Source organism: Aquitalea aquatica, assembly GCF_013911085.1.
Lineage (GTDB): Bacteria > Pseudomonadota > Gammaproteobacteria > Burkholderiales > Chromobacteriaceae > Aquitalea > Aquitalea aquatica.
Map to the genome: position 1 here is coordinate 343,842 of NZ_JACERN010000042.1, position 16,796 is coordinate 360,637.

Below are 16,796 nucleotides of genomic sequence, written 5' to 3' on the forward strand. Positions count from 1 at the left end.
CGAGGTGAATTTCACTTGAGCGAGCCGCATCGGGCCCGCAGCCATGGACAGGCTACTAGCCGCCCTGGCCGGGGCAAGCGAGGCGGCAGTATCGCACGAAACGACCCACCTAGCGGTGCATTGCACTCTTCCGCAACGTACGCGTCGCAGTCGAATTGGTACGACAGGACGCGCAGCAAAGCGGCATGGCCGGTGATTTTATCTAAAATATTTTGCCAAAAACGCAAATGCAAAACGGGCCTTGTATTTCTACAAGGCCCGTGGAATATGGTGCCGGCGGCAGGAATCGAACTCGCGACCCCCTGATTACAAGATAGGGAGTCGATCACGCCAGAATCTTTGCCTGCCGGGCATCTGCGAAGGTAGAGCATCTAATAAAAGTGCATTCCGCATAAATACGGGCCTTGCTGGGCAAGGCTTTCAGCCCTGTCTAAAACGACTTATTAGACAGTTCTACCACGCTCATTTTACTTTACGGCCTTCCCTTTTCGGATCGCTCTCCGGTCGTACACGGCATGGACGATCGCATCATTTGCATGGCCTGTTGTGTTCTTGGCGTCCTCGCCCTGGTCGAGTAGATCGGTTGTGCCTTTGGCGCGCAGGTCATGAAAATGGAAGCGTGGATTCCCTGCCCCCTCCCAGGCCCGTTGAATTTTCTGCACCAGCGCATTGAATCCGCTATCTGTATAAGGCTTGCCTGTGCGCCCACTGACAAACAGATGGCGACTGTTCTTTGGGCGCCATAGTGACTGGGCTCTTCCTATGGCCTCCGCAAGACGCGGTGCCCACGACACCATCACCTTTACAGGCTTCCTGTCCTTGCCTTTGAGCTGGGACACAAGAAGTCCTTCTGGGTGGATGTTGTCCATGGTCAACTGCAAGATGTCTTGGCGGCGCTGCGCGGCCAGATAGGCAATCTCCATGGCCGTGGCCACGATCTGGCCCGAGAGCAATGGCTCCTGATAGGCTTTGTTCTTCGTGGGTGCTGGTACGCCGTCTTTACGAACGGCCAACATCCCGTGTTTCAGCCCGCGGCAGAACGCTATGAATCGTTCAAACTCATCGTCGCTGACATAGCGATCTCGCGGCTTCTCTTTGTTCCGCGAAACCCCCTTGCATGGGTTGACCTCAACAATTCCCCAGCGCATCGCCATTGTGAAGACATGGCTGAGCAGCGACTTTTCCCGATTCCCCGCCACTGCGGCGCCCTGGTCAGCCCGAGCATCAAGATACTGTGCAACGTGCACCGGCTTCACCTCATCAGGCCGAAAATCAGCAAAGGCCGCCTCCAGCAGTTTCATTTGCCGCGTCTGCTCCTCTCTGGTTTTCTTTGCCTTCTTAGGCAGCACCTCAACCGCATACCGATTGAATACGGCAGACATCCCCTGAGAAGGCAACCGGCATGGCGCTTCCAGCTCCACCCAGCGCCTTTTCGCCTCATCGATATCGGCAGAAAGCCGAATCCATTTGTTTTGGTTTGTTACGTAGAAGTACGCCCCATTTTTCCAGTACATCCGGGGTGGCAAGTCCCTGTTTTTTGTTCTCGGGCGCCCCATGTCTATCTCCTTGAGCTTGCAGCCTTGTTCAGATTTTGCAGATTGATTGACCGCTCTACCCTGGGCGGTGCTTCCATGGTGGTTTCGCCCAGAGCCAGGCGCATTACCGCTTTCGATACCAAGGGCCAGCCTCGGCCATTGCAAATGTATTTGATGCAGTTGGAGTCCAGCCAGCTACGTATACGGTAGGCTTTCTTGTAGCCGCTTAGCTCCTGCAGTTCTGCAGGGGTCAGTACAGTATCGTCCATATCCATCTCCCAAAAACTAAGCCGCCTTGTCGGCGGCTGTGTTGTGCTTATCAAGCAGTTCCTTGGCGCGGCGTGATATTGCCGCCTTTGCATTGCCAAGCCGTCGTCGCGCTTTCTTGCGCAACTGGATCAGCTCATGAGCATGCAGGCAGTGGGGGCACGAGTCGGCAAGGAAGTAGGCAATTTCGTCCTCCTCCATGTAGTCGTATCCGCCAAATTCCGAATCACGCACTTCCGGCGAATATGCCTGTTTCAAGTGGGTAATTTCGCTTGGGTCTTTCTGCATGGGCAGCCCATATACATTGTCAGTGCTGTAGGCGAGGCCGCCCTTGATGCCGGTGCATTTGTTCCGACAGGCGCGTTTTCGACGGTTAAAGCCACCGCCTCCCCACTCACAGCCGGGGCCGAGCAATCCGGGCACGGCTCAGAAACGTAGTCGAATGACTCCGGCGTCTGCCCAATATGGCCGCCAACTACACCGTGGCCGTTGCAGGTCTGGCATACCAGGGCCGAGCGGGCGGCTTGCCATGCCCACCATGTCCACGCAGCAGCAACGCCGTCATATTGGTTTTCATCAGCTGGGTGGCGATCAAGCGGGGCACCCGGAAATCTTTCTCTGAATGCCAGTTCAAACTCCTCGCGCATCTTGTCCATATCACTCCCCTTCAAAAGAGAGAAGCCCACTTGCGTGGGCTTCGTTCAGTGCTGCGTTGTCAGGCTCCGGCGGGGTCTCATCAGTCACTGGCTCCGTGCGCGGTACGATGTGATGGTCCTCGCCGTAGGCTTGGTAGAGATGGGCGGTCATGGCATCGCCCCCAGCGAAAGGCCTCGCGTGGCCAGTGCATTGAAAACCTCATCCCTTGAGCGTTTGCCCAGCCCTGGAATCCTGACCACCTGAGAGCGAGTCAGCTTGAGCAGATCGCCAACAAAGAAAATCCCCTCGGCCCGCAGGCAGTTACTGGTGCGTACCGACAAATCCAGCTCTTCAAGCCCGATCCGCACCTCAGCAGCTTTCGGTGTACGCGCCCGCATCATGGCGTCGGCAACCCCGTAGGAGATTGCCCCGATAATCTCGCCATGCTCTTGCTGGTAGGACACCGGAGCGATTGCAGCCGCCAGCGCCTTCATCACGGTCAGGGCGAATTCGTCACGTAGTTCCATTACGCTGCCATCCTTTCATCTTGAGCGCCGGCCACAGCCAGCACCTCCCCGTTCTCGATCCAGAAGGAACCGATGAGCTCGTCACTCGGCATGGCCTTCTTCATGGTCCCGCACACGACAGCCGATTCCAGCGCACCGTCCTCGGCCAGGTCGCACAGCAGGTCCAGCAGCTGGGAGCGGCCGACAAGGTCCAGCACGTCGAAGCGATCCAGCACCACCAGCTTGAGGCCGGACAGCTGGGCAATCATCAGCGCCAGCAGGGTGTCAGTGCGCCACTGCTCAGACTCGGACAGCAGGCCATAAGCGCGGCCGTCGGCGGTGATGTCCATGTCGCGGCTGATCTGGACGCGGGCCCAGCCAGCTTCTTGGGAAAGGCCGTGCAGCAAGTCATTCACCGGGCGCAGGGAGTCGGCCAAGATTTCACCGGGGATACCGTCTGGGGCCAGGGCATCAGCAATCAGGGTCCAGCCCTGCACGTCTGCGTGGTGCTTACCGGCGTCCTTGGTCTTCTTGTCGGCCTCGGCGGCTACGCGCTGGTTGGCACGCATCGCTTCCAGATCCGTGGCCATCTTCTTGCGGCTGGCCATCAGGGTGTTGATGCGGTCGCTGGCGGCGGACAGCTGCGCCTCGGTGACGGCCTCGCCACCATCCTGCTCCTGCAACACCTTGAGTTGCGCTTCAGCGTCTTGGGCAAGCTTCAGGTCGCGCTGGTCGTTGGCAACGGTGCGTTCCATCATGGCCAGGGACTTTTGCAGCTCCGGCAGGCTGGCGATATCAGCGGCACTGGCCTGCGCGCCCTCTTCTTCCACCGGACCATGCTGGGCCTCGTACTGGTCCAGCACATCGCAGGCCGTCAGGTAGCTGGGGCGGTCGGTACCCAGCGGCTGCTCTTCCACCACCAGGGCATTCATCGCCTTGGCCAGATCGTGCAGCAGCCCCTTGCGCTCGGCCGGGCCGGCGCTGATCTCGGCGACGCGGTCGCGGACATTGGCCAAGTCAGCCTCATCAACTGCCAGCTTCTTGCCGATGCTCTCCTTCTTCCCTGCCAGCTCGGTCAGCTGGGCGATCTGCCCTGCCCGGCCGGTGCTGGCCTGATGACGGGCGCGCAGCGTGCCCATGTCCTGCTGTGCCTGGGCGATCTGGGTATCCAAGGCGGCCAGATCCTGCTCGCACTGCTGGGCAGCTTCCAGGTCAACGGGAGGCTTGCCGGATTTCCAGCCCTCGGCCTTCTTGTCGCCGTAGGTTTCACCGGTCACCGCGCGCCATGCGCCCTTGGCCTCAGTAGCGCGCTGCTTGGCATGCTTCTCAGCCTCGGGAAAGCCAACGAGCACCAGCGGCAGCACGGCGTCGATCTTGCCCTGGTCGGCACCGCGCTCTAGCAAGCGCTTCTGCGCTTCATCGGTACCGCCAGCGCAGCCGGTCAGCGCGTACAGCGCGGAGCGGCGGCCGTCGGCCGGTGCTGCGGCAAAGGATGCCGGGGTCAGCACGAACGGCAGGCCAGCGCGAGCCTTGTCCGGGTCTTCGATGATCTTGCCGGTCATGGCCACGCCACCGTCCGGAAGGGTGACCACCGACTTGCGGCCATCGGCCAGATTCAGCTCGATGTGGCCGGCCTTGGAGCCTTCAGCCACCAGCTGGCCGTAGTCCTTCTTCAAGCTGACGCGGGTGGGCTGGCCAGACAGGGCCATCACCACCGCATCGCGGAGGCTGGATTTGCCGGTACCGTTCTTGCCGGAAACCATGGTGATCGGGGCATGCAGCTGCATGTCAGCGGTACGCAGGCCTTCGAAGTTGGCGATCTTGATGGATTGGATTTTCATGCTGCTTGCTCCTGAATCAGGGCGATGACATTGGCGCGACTGGCGGCCGGCAGGCTGGCAACGGCCAGCGCGCTTTCCAGTTCGCGGATACGCTGGTCGGCGGTGGCCAGCTGCTGCTCAAGCTGCTGGGCGCTTTCGGCCTCGGCGGCCAGGGCGATGTTCTTGCGGCCCAGCTCCAGCACCTGCTCTTTAAGATGGCGCACTTCGGACTCGCTGTTTTGGAACATGGTCCAGTAGCTGCGGGCGCTTTCGTCGGTGCTGGCAATGCGATTCTCCAGGCTGGCCTCGCGGCCCTTGAGGCGGCCGTTCTCAGCCTTCAGGCGGTCATAGCCGGCAGCCTGCTCGCGCAGCTTGACGTTCTCCTGCTCCAGCTTGGTCAGGGCGGCTTCGATCACTGCAATCAGCAGCACGTCGATGATGTTGGGTTTCATGGTGGCGATCCTTATCGGGTGGTCAGCACTTCACGGCTGCCATTACTTTGCATGGGAGAGACGATGCCAACCTGCTCCATCCCCTCGATCAGCCGGGCTGCGCGGTTGTAGCCGATGCGCAGGTGACGCTGCACCGAGGAGATCGAAGCGCGGCCGGTCTGCATCACTGCCTGGCAGGCGTCTTGAAAGAGCGGGTCATCCTGGCCACTGTCTTCAGTCAGCGCTTGCGAGAAGGTCACGCTGGGAGTGGCCTGCTCACCGCCGAAGAGATCCGGCTGGGCAGCAATGATCACGTCCACTTCTTCTTGCAGCAGTTCGGCCAGAATCGCGCACTCGTCCTTGGTCGGCTGGAAGCTGCATTGCCAGGTCAGCCAGAGCTGGTAACCGTCCTGCGGCTCAATCATGAACTTGCTGACACGCACGCCACGGAAGCGGCAGCCGGCAATGTCCAGTTCGCAGTCCTGTACCTCGTGCTTGTACTTCAGCGGCTCCATCATCTGGTTACGGACGGCACCAGTACCGTCCAGGTACAGAAAGCCTTCCAGGTGCTCATCGAAGAACACCAAGGCGGCACTTCCGGTTTTCGCCGTCAATTTGAGGTCCAGAGCGAGGGTTTTGTCCTCGTCCGGACCTTCCTTGCGAGCGTTGAAGTGCTTGATCTCGGCTTTGCCTTGGAAGTTGAACAAGGACATGGCTTACTCCACGTCGCGCTGGCGGCGGGTGCGGGTGGCGCCGGCCTTCTGCTGGTTGGCAATGGTCTGCTCAACGATGTCGCCGTCCTTCTCGCTCAGGCTGCGGGCGATATCGCGGGCTTCATCGAAAGCACCGCGGCGGACGGCTTCCAGTGCATCGTCCAGACCGAACATGGCGGATTGCTGCTGGCTGCCCTGCTCTTCCTGCTGGTGCTGCTGCACCGGCTCGGCTTCACGCTGCTGGCGCAAGCCCTGGGCAACGGATTGCTGGGTCAGGACTTCACCGGTGGTGGTGTCAACATCAAAGGGCGGCTCGTCGCTGACCACGGTCTTTTCCGCCGGGGCACCCTGCTGGCGCAGATCCTCGCTGGTGACGACGTAGTTGCCACTGGCATCCGGGGCAGCGTCGAAAACGTCGCCGACCTCTTCCGCAGTCTGTAAGCCCATGCCCAGTTCCGGCGCATAGGCGCGCTGCCAGAAGGCCGCTGCACGGTAGACAAACATCTGGTCGGGCATCGTTTTCCACTTGCTGCCGTTCTTGCTGGCCCAGCCTTCGGCTTGCACCATTTCCCAGGTGACCCAGATACCGTCCAGCCGCTCGCCGGTGGCCTTCTCAATTGCCCAGGCGCGGCAGCCATAGTCCTTGCCGCCCGGCTCGCCCTTCCATTCGTAGCGCAGCGACGAGAAGCGACCGCAGGCATTGATGGTGGCAATCAGGAACTTGCTGGACCAGCTGGGCGTCCCGTGCACGATGTACAGGTTCTGCATCACCATCAGCGGGTTTGCGCCGATGCGCTGGGCCATATCCATGGCGATCATGCAGTTGGCGATCTTGTCGGCACCGCGATACTGCTGGGGCACCAGGTCGGAAGATGCAAAGGCCTTAGATACACGCTGCATCAGCTCGAAGCTCTGCAGGTCGAAGAAGCCGGCATGCACGGCCGGGACGTTACTCGCTTGCGCGGCAGGCTGGCGCAGCGCCTGCAGGTTGGTAGTTTGTGCAGCAGTCATGGTGCTTATCCTTTGAACTTGCAGGTAGAGTGACGCGGGCAATACTTGGCGGAGCACAGCACCGACTTCGGGTTGCCGTAGAACTGGCCGCTATGAATGATGTGGCTGGCGTGCTGCAGCAGGCCGGGGCTGTCTTCGTCGCCGATCAGCGCCTCACGGGCATTGGCAATCAGGCCTACGCCCACCTTCTGGCTGGCAGCAGTCTTGCCGGTGTTAAGGCCGATAATCTGGGCCGGTGCGGTCAGCGCCTGGCCGACGGCAAACTCGGCGATCAGCTCATACACACCCATCTGCGGGCCATGGCCGCTGGTGACTGCGATGCCATCACTGCCCACGGCGCGGGCGCCAGACTTCAAGTCGGCGATACCCAATTCGCCATCCACGTTGCGATAGATCCGGTCAGTGGTACCGGTCAGCACCAGGCCAAGGTCGGTGATTTCCAGCGCCTCGCACGGCACTTCCACGCCCACGTAATCCTGCTTGGGTGCGATTTCGTGGCAGTAGCGGGAATGCAGGGTCAGGCCGATCGTTTCAGCGTCCTGAGGCTTGGTATCGCCCCACTCCACTTCGCCATTGCCCTGCTCATCATCCTTGGCATACAGCGCGTCGATCAGCGCGCCTGCGGTCTCAGAAGGAGTCAGCGGGTTGCCATCCAGCTTGGCTTGGTCAAACAGCGCGGTACCGGCGTGAATGGCAGTGCCCAGGCGGGCGGCGCCAGACGACGGCATACGCATGCGCAGCAGGTGCTTGGCCTCCCAGCGCGCCGGGCAGTCGAAGAGTTCTGCCAGCGAGCTGGCGCGTACCGTCACGGACGGTTTCATGGTGAATGGTGCGTTCATGCTGCTTTCTCCTGTGAATTCAGATGCTCCAGCACGGCCACGCTGAGCGCGGCACAGTCGAACAGCTCGGCCGCGTCGGTCGCGCTGTCTGCCAGAAACACTTCGGTTACTTCGAAGCCGGCCGGCTGGCCGGGGTGGAATGCCGCCGGGCGCTCAGGCTTGGTGTAGGTGCCGCGCACCACCAGGTCGAAACCATCAAACTCCAGCGTGACCTCGCCGCGCTGGTAGCCACGCACCAGTTCGGCCTGCCGCATCAGCTGGATGACAGCGGCGGATAGCTGGGACAGGCTCATATCAGCCTGCCCACGTCTTCCAGCACCTGGCTGCGGTAGTTCAGCTGGATCTTGGCTGCCTCGCGGCGGCTGATGATGCCGGCCAGCTGCTGCATTTCACGCTGCTGCTCGGACTGCAGCCGGGCGATCTCTGCTTGGTGAGTGGCCAGCAACCGGGCCTGCTTGCGGTAGCCGGCTTCGATACGGCGATTGGCGATGGCCACGCCGATGCGGGTGGCCGCTTGCTTGATCAGGTGTTTCAGGTCCATTGCTGGCCTCCATGGAATAAAAAAAGCCCGCGGGGTCGCGGGCAAAGGGACTGCTGAGGAGATGCGGTTAATCTGTGTAGGCAATGAACTTGAACTTGCCACCGCCAAAGCTTTCGAAGCTGCCGCCAAACGTACCGTCAACTACCTTCCGCACTTCTTCGATGGTCGTTCCTAGCGGGTAGCAGCCTTCTTTGATCATTGAGCAACTGCTATGTGATTTGCTGTGCCAGTCAATTTTGGTTTCATCCAATGGCCGTGGCGTCCACGTCCGGTACGTTCCCGTTTCCTTATTGACGTTGACCACACAGTCATTAATCACCATGTCGTCCTTTGCCTCCCACCCGCAATCTGGGCAGTATTCCCGTGGCGTAGTGCAGTAATGGCACGGCGGGGAAATGTGGCAGCTGCAGTTTTCGCGGGGATGCTCTTCAATCACGCCTTGGCAGCCCATGCGCTTGCATGTCTCGCCTTCAAGTTGTCCGTATTCGATTTCCATTTGTGCGGCTCCAAAAAAGAAGCCGCACAAGGCGGCCGGTATAAATCTGGGGGTGAAAAAGTGGCCGGCTTTCACCGGCCCAAGGCTCGTTTCCACATCCAACACATAAGCGGGCCAGTCGCGACACGGGCTGCGGCAGAACTGCACTTCTCGATGACGGCGCATCCGCGCTAATTGTGGCTCTGCCCGGAACCTCAAGCCTTTCGGCCTCATTATGGGCGCTTGTTCCCGCCCTTCCCGCGTGTTCCAGTGCCGATGATTTGGCACAGCTTCCACGCCTCCGCTTATGTGTTGGCCCCCGTCTTTCCGGGGGTGTCAGCGCTGCTGTGGCTTATCGTCGAACTTTCCAGCACATTCCCGACGCATCAGCTGTTGAGGCCGCCGCTCGCCTTGGTGCTCAGTGAAACCGTACGGCGCCGCCTTCGGATGCAAGGGCAAAGGCCGCCTTGAAATTGCCGTAAATCTCGACAAATCTTTCATCGGCATGCTGTGACGCCTTCTCTTGAAAGGCTTCAAAGTCTGCATGCAGCTTTGCGGAAACCGTAGCGCCAATCGTTCCATCGCAGTCGCTGAAGTTGATCAGCTCCCAAAATGGGCCGCTACTTGCTTTCCAAGCACTCGCCGAAAAGCTGGGATATTCCCGGCCATACTGCGTATACGTCCCTTGTGCCCACCCAGAAAGCTCGGCCAACTGATCTCGCCAATGGTTGTAGCCGCAATATCCGCCAGCTCTGAATCCGAGGCTGTCCTTTGCCGTGTAATAGGCCCCATCTTCCAGGTCATCAGCTCGGCCTGGAAAGTCCCGATTTACATATGCATGCATGTCGTAGTCGATGTACTCGCGAGTCTGCGCGTCGATCGGGTCTCCGTCTTTGTTAAAAACACAGTCCAGTTTTTGCAGTCCGCTGTACGCGGAAATATCCAATCCCATACCCACCTCCTCGTTAAACACATCAACCAGCTGCGACTGGCTCATGTGTTGCCACTCTTGCGAATGGCAGGGTGCTCAGTTCCAGAACATGGCCTCGCAGCCAAACATGCGTGTTCCACGAAACTCAATGTCAGCAGTAGCAATAGCGCCGACGTTTTTCTTTGCTAAGGACAGTGCACGCTGCGCCTCGGTCATCTTGATGCCGCGATGCAAGAGGTCTGCCAAAGCGGCGGCGTAGCTTTCGTGCCATTTCATGGCGTTAGTACCGGTGTATGCCGGGTGGCCGATGCGGATTTTCATGTCGCTCTCCTTGTGATCGTTAAACACCAAAACGCCCTGTTGCCCCCCCACCTATAACCCGCGTGGTTATTAGGTTTTGTCGTTAAAAGTGGCGTTTTCAACACCACCCAAACCGCTTTGGTGCCGGCCCTCCGGAGAAGGCCAGCCAGCTGGTTACGTCGTCCAGCGTCACTTGGCTTGTGACCGTCTGCATGCACCACGCCGCCTTTGCCATCAGGCCAATACTTATTGGTGTGCGGTAGCTGCCTGTCCTGCGCTTTCTTTGGGCTACGACTCAACTCCACCTGTTCGCTTCCTTTGCTCGGTCGCCTGGCCGTGGTCACCAGTAGATCCACTTCACCCGACTCCACTCCCCGCCTCTGCTTCTTGCGGCCCTGCCGCCTCCCGCTCACCCTGCAAGGTTTCTCTCCCCCGCCTGATGCCGCTGGTCGCATTGGTTCGTGTGCCGGTGCTATGCCGCCCTCTTCGCGCCTGGTTGCTGCCAGGCCGTCCCGGTGGGCGGTGTGCCGTTACTGCTGCTGGGTTGTGTAAGGAGCGGTGCCCTGTGTGCTGGGCTGATGGGATTAATTAAACACTACGTTTACACAACAGTCAACAACATGTGTACACAACAGACGTGGCTGTGTAACCAAAAAGGCAACAATATGTTTACAGCCAATGAAGAATTTTTGTTGCAGAAAAGACAAAGCCCCGCACGTGGCGGGGCTCAGCTGGCTGGTTGGTTTTTATCCGAGGGAAGGATACCGGCGGGGGTCAAGTGTGCGGCCTGGGCGGCTGGCGGGCAAGAAAAAACCCGCCGAAGCGGGTTAGTGCTTAGGATGACTGGCAGGAGGCCGGTGGCCGGTTGGAATTTAGTCGACGTATGAGTCGATTACCGAAATCAACCCCTCTCAACTCAACTATTCGATAGGTTAATGTTGAAATAATCATAGTCGCCGCAAGCGTTCCGGGGAAGAGGATGCTGAACTTTACTGCCGCTGGCCATTGCGGATCTATTATAAAGTTATAGATAATTGGCCAAACAGCAGAATGGAGAAGGTAGCAACTAAAGCTGATTTTTCCCAAAAAGATAGTAAATCGATTTACAACGAAAGGATTCGACTTGGCATTCAGGCTGATGAGCATTAAAAGTAGCGGGAATACATAAAGCGTGTGGTGCTGTACTCCATAAATATCCCCACCTTTCCATAAAGAGAAAATAAAGAAAATACTTGCCAAAAATAGAGGCGTGGAGAATTTTCTGTCTAGTTGCTTTACACACAGAAAATGTGCCAACACACCAAAAGAGAAAGCGCCAAAATGATTAGGTAACCACATGTACATGAAGTCACTCCAAACCTTTGGATCATGGACTAGTGGGTGTTGAGAGAAGTAGTTAGTAAGCTGAAAACCTACAGCAAGCCCACCAAGTGCTAGGTAGAGTGCCGCTTCTGTGCTCTTTATTCTAGCAAATAGGAATGGTACTAAAGCATAGAACATCATCTCAATAGCAACGGACCATTCCACATGCATTAAAGAATTAATGTATTGTGGAAAAAATCCATTAATGAACAAAACAAGGGAAATAATTTGCTTTAAATCCACACCATGCGAATACAGTTCTTTTAAATTCCAGTTAGAATACAAGCATAAATAAATAGGAATGGAAAGATAAAACATTGGCGCAATACGAAATATTCGACGTATAAAGAAATTTCGAATCCAGCACTCTTCCGCCCCGTGCTTGTATGTCATTGTACGGAAAAGTGTGAATGCACTCAGCATGTAAAAAAGTTCAACACCACGTGCGCCATCTTCTAATAAGTGTGGAAAATTACCTCCAGCAGGAAAGCTGACGTGAAAAGCGATTACTATCAGTATCGCCCAACCTCGTAAAGCATCTAGATAATCTAATCTTACTTTCAATTCGTACATTCCTATTTAATTCTTTATCGCATTTTTTTCATGCTATTGCCGCAAATAAAAAAACCAAATCAACACTCTTACTCACCCACCCCGCCACACCATCTTGCCGACTATACCCACTACAACACCTTCGCCAGCAGCCTCACCAGGCGGCTTGAGTGGTAGTGGCTGGCCTGATCCTGCGCGTGATCGACGTACTGCAGCGTCAGGGACACCAAAGCCCCGGCTATGCACATCCACGTAACTTTCGTAAACTTCCTGCTCATCACAATGCTTTCGTTACGCCACACCACCAACTAGAACACGGCACCCGCTCGATGCGGTTCGGACTGAGGTGAGTTGACCGGTCTTGCTCGTGATCCAGGTAGAGCAGGATCAAAGCAGCCAAGAATCCAGCCACATACAGCCAAACGATTTTCGGAATTTTTCCGGACATTTCGCACTCCTTGCCAACGTCATTGGTAGCAGTCTTTGCAATAAAACCCGCCATCGCGGGTTCCTGCCGTAGATCACCTGACTTGTAATCAGATCGTCGCGTATGTAAACGCTGACTTACCCGCCCCGCCAGACCATCTTGCCGATGATGCACAGCTGATTCATCTGCTCGCCCACTACCTCGATGTCTTCGAAGTCCTTGTTGTAAGAGCGGAGCACGACCGCACCGGGCTTGCGGTGCACGGCTTTGATGTAGAACTCATCCGCCAGGCAAACCGCGTACACGTCGCCGTCTACGATGTCCTTCTTGCTGGTATCGATCAGCACCGTGTCGTAGTCCTGCAGCACCGGCTCCATTGAGCGGCCTCGCACATACAACGCTTTGCAATCCTCAGGCGGCAGGCCCTTGAACTTGAACCAGGCCGCACGGAAGCAGATCGGGTCTTTCTGGTTCACCACCCACTGGATGTTGCCACAGCCGGCCGACAGGTTGATGTCGTACCGGTCGATCCAGACGTAGCGGTCAGGGTCCAGCTCGTCGGGGTTGTCGTAGGCGACTACAGAGGCACCGGCCGGGATGACCGGCTCTGGAATTTTCCCGGCTGCATTTTCTGGCAGCCACTTATCGCCGGTTCCATCTTCCAGCCACGCCGGATAGACGCCAACGATTTTTGCCAATTTCGTAATTTTCGAAGACGGCAGCCCCCGACTCTTCCAGTTGGTCAGCGTCTGGGAAGACTCATCAATCAATCGCCCAAGGTCAGACGGGGTTTCAACCACACCCTGAAATTTCTCCCTGGCCGCATCAAGCAGGCGTTCGTAATCAGATTTCATAGCTACCGAGACTACACCAAGTAAACAGCCTGTTGTTTCACGTACTGTTGCATGTTGTGTAAACATGGTGTTTAATCCTATCTGTGATATGTACACATGAGGTGTAAATGGAACCCAAGCGAAGCGAGCAGATCATCGAGGCCGCCGGCGGCGACGCAGCTTTTGCACGCTTACTCGGCCTGGACACTGCCAAAAAAGGCACGACTCAGCGCGTGAACAACTGGAAACGTCGTGGCATTCCTGCCGGCGTTGTACTCGAAAACCTTGAAGTCATCCGCCAGCTGGAACAACAGGCCGGTGAGATGGCCGCCTAACCCACCCCATTCGAAAGGATTCGATATGGCACGCAAACGCGCTGAGTTCCGGAACGAGGTTAAATCTCGCCTGCGTGACCCGACCTATCTCGCCTTGCAGAAGTACAAGCTGCTGTTCGGTATCGACAGCGATTCCGCCGCCCTCGCCCGCATCGCCGATCAGGCGCTGCTTGGTGTTGTCGGCAGTATTCCCGACCTGCTGGTGAATATCAGTGACGAGCCGGCCCAGGCTGGGACGAAAAGGGCCGCAGCATGACCAACGAAACACAGGATGTCCGCCTCGATATTCACCTCCCCGCCCCTGAAGCTGCCGATCTGACCTCGAAAGCTGCGGCAAAAGGGCTCACTACCCCCGAATTCCTGGGCTATCACGCCCTTCGAAGCGCTTATGGCGTCCTGCACCCCCGCGTAGCAGAGATTGAAGCCAAGGACGTTCTGGGACGCGCTGGGACTGATAGTTCCAAGGGATGACAGCATGAGCAATCAATGGCTGAGGCTCTGGCATGACATGCCGAACGACCCGAAATGGCGGACGATCAGCCGCATTTCCGGGCAGCCCATCACGCTGGTCATTTCCCTGTATGTGCACCTGCTTGTTGATGCGTCACGCAATGTCACGCGTGGTCACGTCGATGTCACGCCGGAAGATTTGGCGAGTGCACTCGATGTGACAGAGGATGCCATTTCTTCCGTTCTTGCCGCTATGCAAGGCCGCGTCCTTGAGGGCTCCAAGCTGTCTGGCTGGGAATCCCGCCAAGTAAAGCGTGAGGATGACGGAAACCCTGAAACCGGCACCAAATCAGCCGCTCAGCGCAAAAGAGAGCAGCGCCAGCGTGAAAAAGAGACCCGCGAAAACAGCCAATGTCACGCCGAGTCACGCAATGTCACGCTAGATAAGATAAGAGAAGAAACACCTACCTCACTACGTTCGGTAGGTGAGAGTTCCGCGCAAGACAGCTCTCGCACCACAGCCCCTGCCGACATGCAGCCAGCACGAACCCACGTCGCCCTGGCTGGAAACCTCAACCTGGACGTTCACGCCGAGCTGGCCAAGTTCCTGGACCACCACCGCGCCGAGGGCAGCACCTACGCCGACTGGAATGCTGCATTCAGCAAATGGCTGCGCACTGCCCGCCAGTTCGGTAGCGGCAAAGACCAGCAGCGCCAAGCCTCTGGCAGCAAAGCCCAGTTTGACCCCACCGAATTCGTAAACCGCAACCGCAGGAGCACCGGCAATGGACAGTCTGACGCCATCGATGGCCAATGCAGCCGCGTGGACTGAACCGCGCAACCAGCTCGACGGGCTGGCACTGATCGACCACCTGTACAACCAGATGGACGGCATGTACCCGAACCTGTGGCGGGCGAATTTCAAAGGCGAATCCGCCATTGCCAACTGGCGTGCATCCTGGCTGGAAGCCTTCGTCGAGGAAGGCATTACCCCGCTGATGGCCGCTACTGGCATCAAGGTTTGCCGCCGTGAACACGACATGCCTCCTAGCCTGCCGAAGTTCCTGAAGGCCTGCCGTGGCGGTGAGAGCGCACCGGACGCGGAAGCCCTGTACTACCGTGCCGCCACAGAGATGGGCAAGCGCCGGGCGCATCTGCCTCAGAGCTGGCCGTCCCCTGCGCTGTACTGGGCCGCTGTCGCCATGGGCGGTGACATCCTGACCAGCGAGTACCGACACGTTGCTGGCCGCTGGAAAGCGGCGCTGGACGCCAACCGCAGCAACATGGCTCCGATCCCTGACGTGGCCCCTGACCGCGCCTTGCCGGCCCCGAAGATGGACAGCGAAACCGCCAAGCGCCGCATGGCTGAACTGGGTGGTGCGGTGAAGGGATTCAACCACGGTGAAGGCCGCTTGAAACTTGATTGCTGGAAGGCCATCGCCGACGAAACCGAGCGCGGTGTTTATCCGAAAGCGGCCAGCTTCTGCCAGACCATGGCGGCTGAGGTGCTGTTCAAGCACGGCTACAAGCTTGGCCCGGAGATGTTGAAGCACCTGCCGGCCAAGTACCGGGATGAGGAAACCAACCCCATGGAGGCGGCATGAGCTGCGACTGCTGCGCCAACCGTGGCGCCAACGTGTACCAGATGGGCTGCCCGGCCTGTGAAGCCCGAATGCTGGCCCGCACGATCAAACCGCAGCGGCTGGCGGCATACCACCGTGCTGCCGAGCGTGGCCAGGACGTGGAGGCGCTCAAGGCGCGAGTGAGGGTGGAATGGGATCTGGATCAGAAAGGGAAGGCGGCATGAGCGGGGAATTTGATTTCATTCCGGCTCGACTGCTGCCCCGTTGCATCGAGTTCGTTTGCCCGATGTGCGAACACTCACAGGATCAGGGCATTGAGCTTGCCGAGGACGACAGCGGCGATTTCCGTGTGCCGGTGGAAAACAGATTTGTCGAATGCGAAGCGTGCGGCCAGCTGCTGGATATCGGTTGGGAAGGCTGGGGCTGGCACGACGAGAGAAAGGCCAAAGTATGAAGTCCATCACCCTGGTGCTGCCCTACCCGATATCGGCCAACCGCTACTGGCGCACCTACATGCCCAAGGGCTTCAAAGCCCCGGTCACCACCCTGTCTGCCGAGGCCAAAGCGTACAAGAAACTGGTGGCCGGCATCATCCACCGCGCCGGCGTCCGTAAGCCGTTCGACGGCCGTGTGGCAGTTGATATTGCCCTGTACCCGCACCGCCCCCAGGACTGGGCGCGCCGGGCAAAGAAAGATCCCGAATGCTGGGACGATGACGTGCAGTGTATTGATCTTGATAACGCCAACAAGGTGCTGCTGGACTCGCTGAAGGGGCTGGTCTTCCACGACGACAAGTGGGTCAGAAAATTGTTTGGCGAACGCATGGAACCTGACGGCGATGCGCGGGTGGTGGTGACCATCACGCAGCTGGTACCGGAACGGGCGCAACAAGGGCTGTTCGCAGCCAGACAGAAACACAGAGCAACAAGGGGGAATGATGGAACCTGCAGCAGCACTGAAACACTGGGGTCTTTGGGCGGTAGACACCGGAAACTGGCGTCGAACCTGCGCGGGGATTGAAAAAAACTGGGTCAGAGACCCATCCCGGTACTGCTTCTCTGACGATCAGGAGAAGCGCTTTCGCTTCAAGTACGACCAGCGTACCGGTGAGCGTGTTGAAGCACTTGTGAATACGCTCCCTGATCAAGAAAAGCTGGTGCTGCGTGCAAGACACGTTCACTACCCGCACCTGGCAGACGATCAAGTGGCGCGCCGGCTGGCCATGTCAGCGAGGGCATTCGACACAATT

At 58.2% G+C, this 16,796-nt stretch carries 26 protein-coding genes; 8 read left to right on the top strand and 18 right to left on the bottom strand.

The window, feature by feature from the left end:
- Positions 1–467: 467 nt before the first annotated feature.
- The 18 genes from H2Z84_RS19210 to H2Z84_RS19290 all read right to left on the bottom strand — a co-directional run bounded on the left by H2Z84_RS19210 (position 468) and on the right by H2Z84_RS19290 (position 13,266).
- Positions 468–1,556: a tyrosine-type recombinase/integrase gene (locus tag H2Z84_RS19210; RefSeq protein ID WP_181837383.1), complete on the bottom strand. Its 1,089-nt coding sequence runs from the start codon at positions 1,554–1,556 to the stop codon at positions 468–470.
- 2 nt (positions 1,557–1,558) lie between these two features.
- Positions 1,559–1,804, bottom strand: a complete 246-nt coding sequence (locus tag H2Z84_RS19215; RefSeq protein WP_181837384.1) for a DUF4224 domain-containing protein — start codon at positions 1,802–1,804, stop codon at positions 1,559–1,561.
- Positions 1,805–1,820: 16 nt separating this feature from the next.
- The gene (locus H2Z84_RS19220; protein ID WP_181837385.1) at positions 1,821–2,090 is read right to left on the bottom strand and encodes a hypothetical protein; all 270 of its coding nucleotides are present in this window, start codon (positions 2,088–2,090) and stop codon (positions 1,821–1,823) included.
- On the bottom strand, positions 2,057–2,458 hold the full coding sequence (locus H2Z84_RS21630) for a phiTE_015 family protein (protein WP_501039609.1): 402 nt from the start codon (positions 2,456–2,458) through the stop codon (positions 2,057–2,059). The genes H2Z84_RS19220 and H2Z84_RS21630 overlap by 34 nt, the downstream gene beginning before the upstream one ends.
- A gap of 147 nt (positions 2,459–2,605) precedes the next feature.
- On the bottom strand, positions 2,606–2,965 hold the full coding sequence (locus tag H2Z84_RS19225; protein WP_181837386.1) for a DNA-directed RNA polymerase subunit alpha C-terminal domain-containing protein: 360 nt from the start codon (positions 2,963–2,965) through the stop codon (positions 2,606–2,608).
- Positions 2,965–4,785, bottom strand: a complete 1,821-nt coding sequence (locus tag H2Z84_RS19230; RefSeq protein WP_181837387.1) for an AAA family ATPase — start codon at positions 4,783–4,785, stop codon at positions 2,965–2,967. The genes H2Z84_RS19225 and H2Z84_RS19230 overlap by 1 nt, the downstream gene beginning before the upstream one ends.
- Complete coding sequence (locus H2Z84_RS19235; protein ID WP_181837388.1) at positions 4,782–5,216, bottom strand: hypothetical protein; 435 nt, start codon at positions 5,214–5,216, stop codon at positions 4,782–4,784. Before H2Z84_RS19235 ends, H2Z84_RS19230 begins: the two co-directional genes overlap by 4 nt.
- Positions 5,217–5,227: 11 nt before the next feature.
- Complete coding sequence (locus tag H2Z84_RS21635; protein ID WP_181837389.1) at positions 5,228–5,908, bottom strand: DNA translocase FtsK; 681 nt, start codon at positions 5,906–5,908, stop codon at positions 5,228–5,230.
- A 3-nt stretch (positions 5,909–5,911) separates the two neighbouring features.
- Entirely contained in the window at positions 5,912–6,919 is a 1,008-nt protein-coding gene (locus H2Z84_RS19245; RefSeq protein WP_181837390.1) for a hypothetical protein, read from the bottom strand.
- Between the two features lie 5 nt (positions 6,920–6,924).
- A complete protein-coding gene (locus H2Z84_RS19250) occupies positions 6,925–7,758 on the bottom strand; it encodes a RecB family exonuclease (protein WP_258869490.1) in 834 nt (277 codons plus the stop codon).
- Positions 7,755–8,051 (bottom strand): hypothetical protein, encoded by a 297-nt coding sequence (locus tag H2Z84_RS19255; protein ID WP_181837391.1) that lies wholly within the window; start codon positions 8,049–8,051, stop codon positions 7,755–7,757. Before H2Z84_RS19255 ends, H2Z84_RS19250 begins: the two co-directional genes overlap by 4 nt.
- Positions 8,048–8,299, bottom strand: a complete 252-nt coding sequence (locus tag H2Z84_RS19260) for a hypothetical protein (protein ID WP_181837392.1) — start codon at positions 8,297–8,299, stop codon at positions 8,048–8,050. The genes H2Z84_RS19255 and H2Z84_RS19260 overlap by 4 nt, the downstream gene beginning before the upstream one ends.
- A 67-nt stretch (positions 8,300–8,366) precedes the next feature.
- On the bottom strand, positions 8,367–8,795 hold the full coding sequence (locus H2Z84_RS19265; protein ID WP_181837393.1) for a hypothetical protein: 429 nt from the start codon (positions 8,793–8,795) through the stop codon (positions 8,367–8,369).
- Between the two features lie 397 nt (positions 8,796–9,192).
- Positions 9,193–9,771: a hypothetical protein gene (locus H2Z84_RS19270; protein WP_181837394.1), complete on the bottom strand. Its 579-nt coding sequence runs from the start codon at positions 9,769–9,771 to the stop codon at positions 9,193–9,195.
- A gap of 30 nt (positions 9,772–9,801) precedes the next feature.
- Positions 9,802–10,026, bottom strand: a complete 225-nt coding sequence (locus tag H2Z84_RS19275; RefSeq protein WP_181837395.1) for a hypothetical protein — start codon at positions 10,024–10,026, stop codon at positions 9,802–9,804.
- Positions 10,027–10,839: 813 nt separating this feature from the next.
- The gene (locus H2Z84_RS19280) at positions 10,840–11,940 is read right to left on the bottom strand and encodes an acyltransferase family protein (protein WP_181837396.1); all 1,101 of its coding nucleotides are present in this window, start codon (positions 11,938–11,940) and stop codon (positions 10,840–10,842) included.
- Between the two features lie 256 nt (positions 11,941–12,196).
- Positions 12,197–12,421, bottom strand: a complete 225-nt coding sequence (locus H2Z84_RS19285) for a hypothetical protein (RefSeq protein WP_181837397.1) — start codon at positions 12,419–12,421, stop codon at positions 12,197–12,199.
- A gap of 62 nt (positions 12,422–12,483) precedes the next feature.
- Positions 12,484–13,266, bottom strand: a complete 783-nt coding sequence (locus H2Z84_RS19290) for a S24 family peptidase (protein WP_181837398.1) — start codon at positions 13,264–13,266, stop codon at positions 12,484–12,486.
- A 41-nt stretch (positions 13,267–13,307) separates the two neighbouring features.
- Between H2Z84_RS19290 and H2Z84_RS19295 the strand changes: the two genes are divergently transcribed.
- Genes H2Z84_RS19295 through H2Z84_RS19330 form a run of 8 tightly spaced genes read left to right on the top strand, consistent with a single transcriptional unit; the run spans position 13,308 to position 16,567 of the window.
- Positions 13,308–13,514 (top strand): hypothetical protein, encoded by a 207-nt coding sequence (locus tag H2Z84_RS19295; RefSeq protein WP_181837399.1) that lies wholly within the window; start codon positions 13,308–13,310, stop codon positions 13,512–13,514.
- Between the two features lie 25 nt (positions 13,515–13,539).
- Positions 13,540–13,770: a hypothetical protein gene (locus tag H2Z84_RS19300; protein WP_199106011.1), complete on the top strand. Its 231-nt coding sequence runs from the start codon at positions 13,540–13,542 to the stop codon at positions 13,768–13,770.
- Entirely contained in the window at positions 13,767–13,985 is a 219-nt protein-coding gene (locus H2Z84_RS19305; RefSeq protein WP_181837400.1) for a hypothetical protein, read from the top strand. The genes H2Z84_RS19300 and H2Z84_RS19305 overlap by 4 nt, the downstream gene beginning before the upstream one ends.
- A 4-nt stretch (positions 13,986–13,989) precedes the next feature.
- Positions 13,990–14,796, top strand: coding sequence for a hypothetical protein (locus tag H2Z84_RS19310; protein ID WP_181837401.1), 807 nt, complete (start codon positions 13,990–13,992; stop codon positions 14,794–14,796).
- A complete protein-coding gene (locus tag H2Z84_RS19315) occupies positions 14,750–15,568 on the top strand; it encodes a replication protein P (protein WP_181837402.1) in 819 nt (272 codons plus the stop codon). The genes H2Z84_RS19310 and H2Z84_RS19315 overlap by 47 nt, the downstream gene beginning before the upstream one ends.
- Positions 15,565–15,771, top strand: coding sequence for a hypothetical protein (locus tag H2Z84_RS19320; RefSeq protein ID WP_181837403.1), 207 nt, complete (start codon positions 15,565–15,567; stop codon positions 15,769–15,771). Before H2Z84_RS19315 ends, H2Z84_RS19320 begins: the two co-directional genes overlap by 4 nt.
- A complete protein-coding gene (locus H2Z84_RS19325) occupies positions 15,768–16,001 on the top strand; it encodes a hypothetical protein (protein ID WP_181837404.1) in 234 nt (77 codons plus the stop codon). The genes H2Z84_RS19320 and H2Z84_RS19325 overlap by 4 nt, the downstream gene beginning before the upstream one ends.
- Positions 15,998–16,567 carry a RusA family crossover junction endodeoxyribonuclease gene (locus tag H2Z84_RS19330; RefSeq protein ID WP_181837405.1) on the top strand — a complete coding sequence of 190 codons (570 nt, stop codon included), beginning with the start codon at positions 15,998–16,000 and terminating at the stop codon, positions 16,565–16,567. The genes H2Z84_RS19325 and H2Z84_RS19330 overlap by 4 nt, the downstream gene beginning before the upstream one ends.
- The last annotated feature ends 229 nt before the right edge of the window (positions 16,568–16,796 follow it).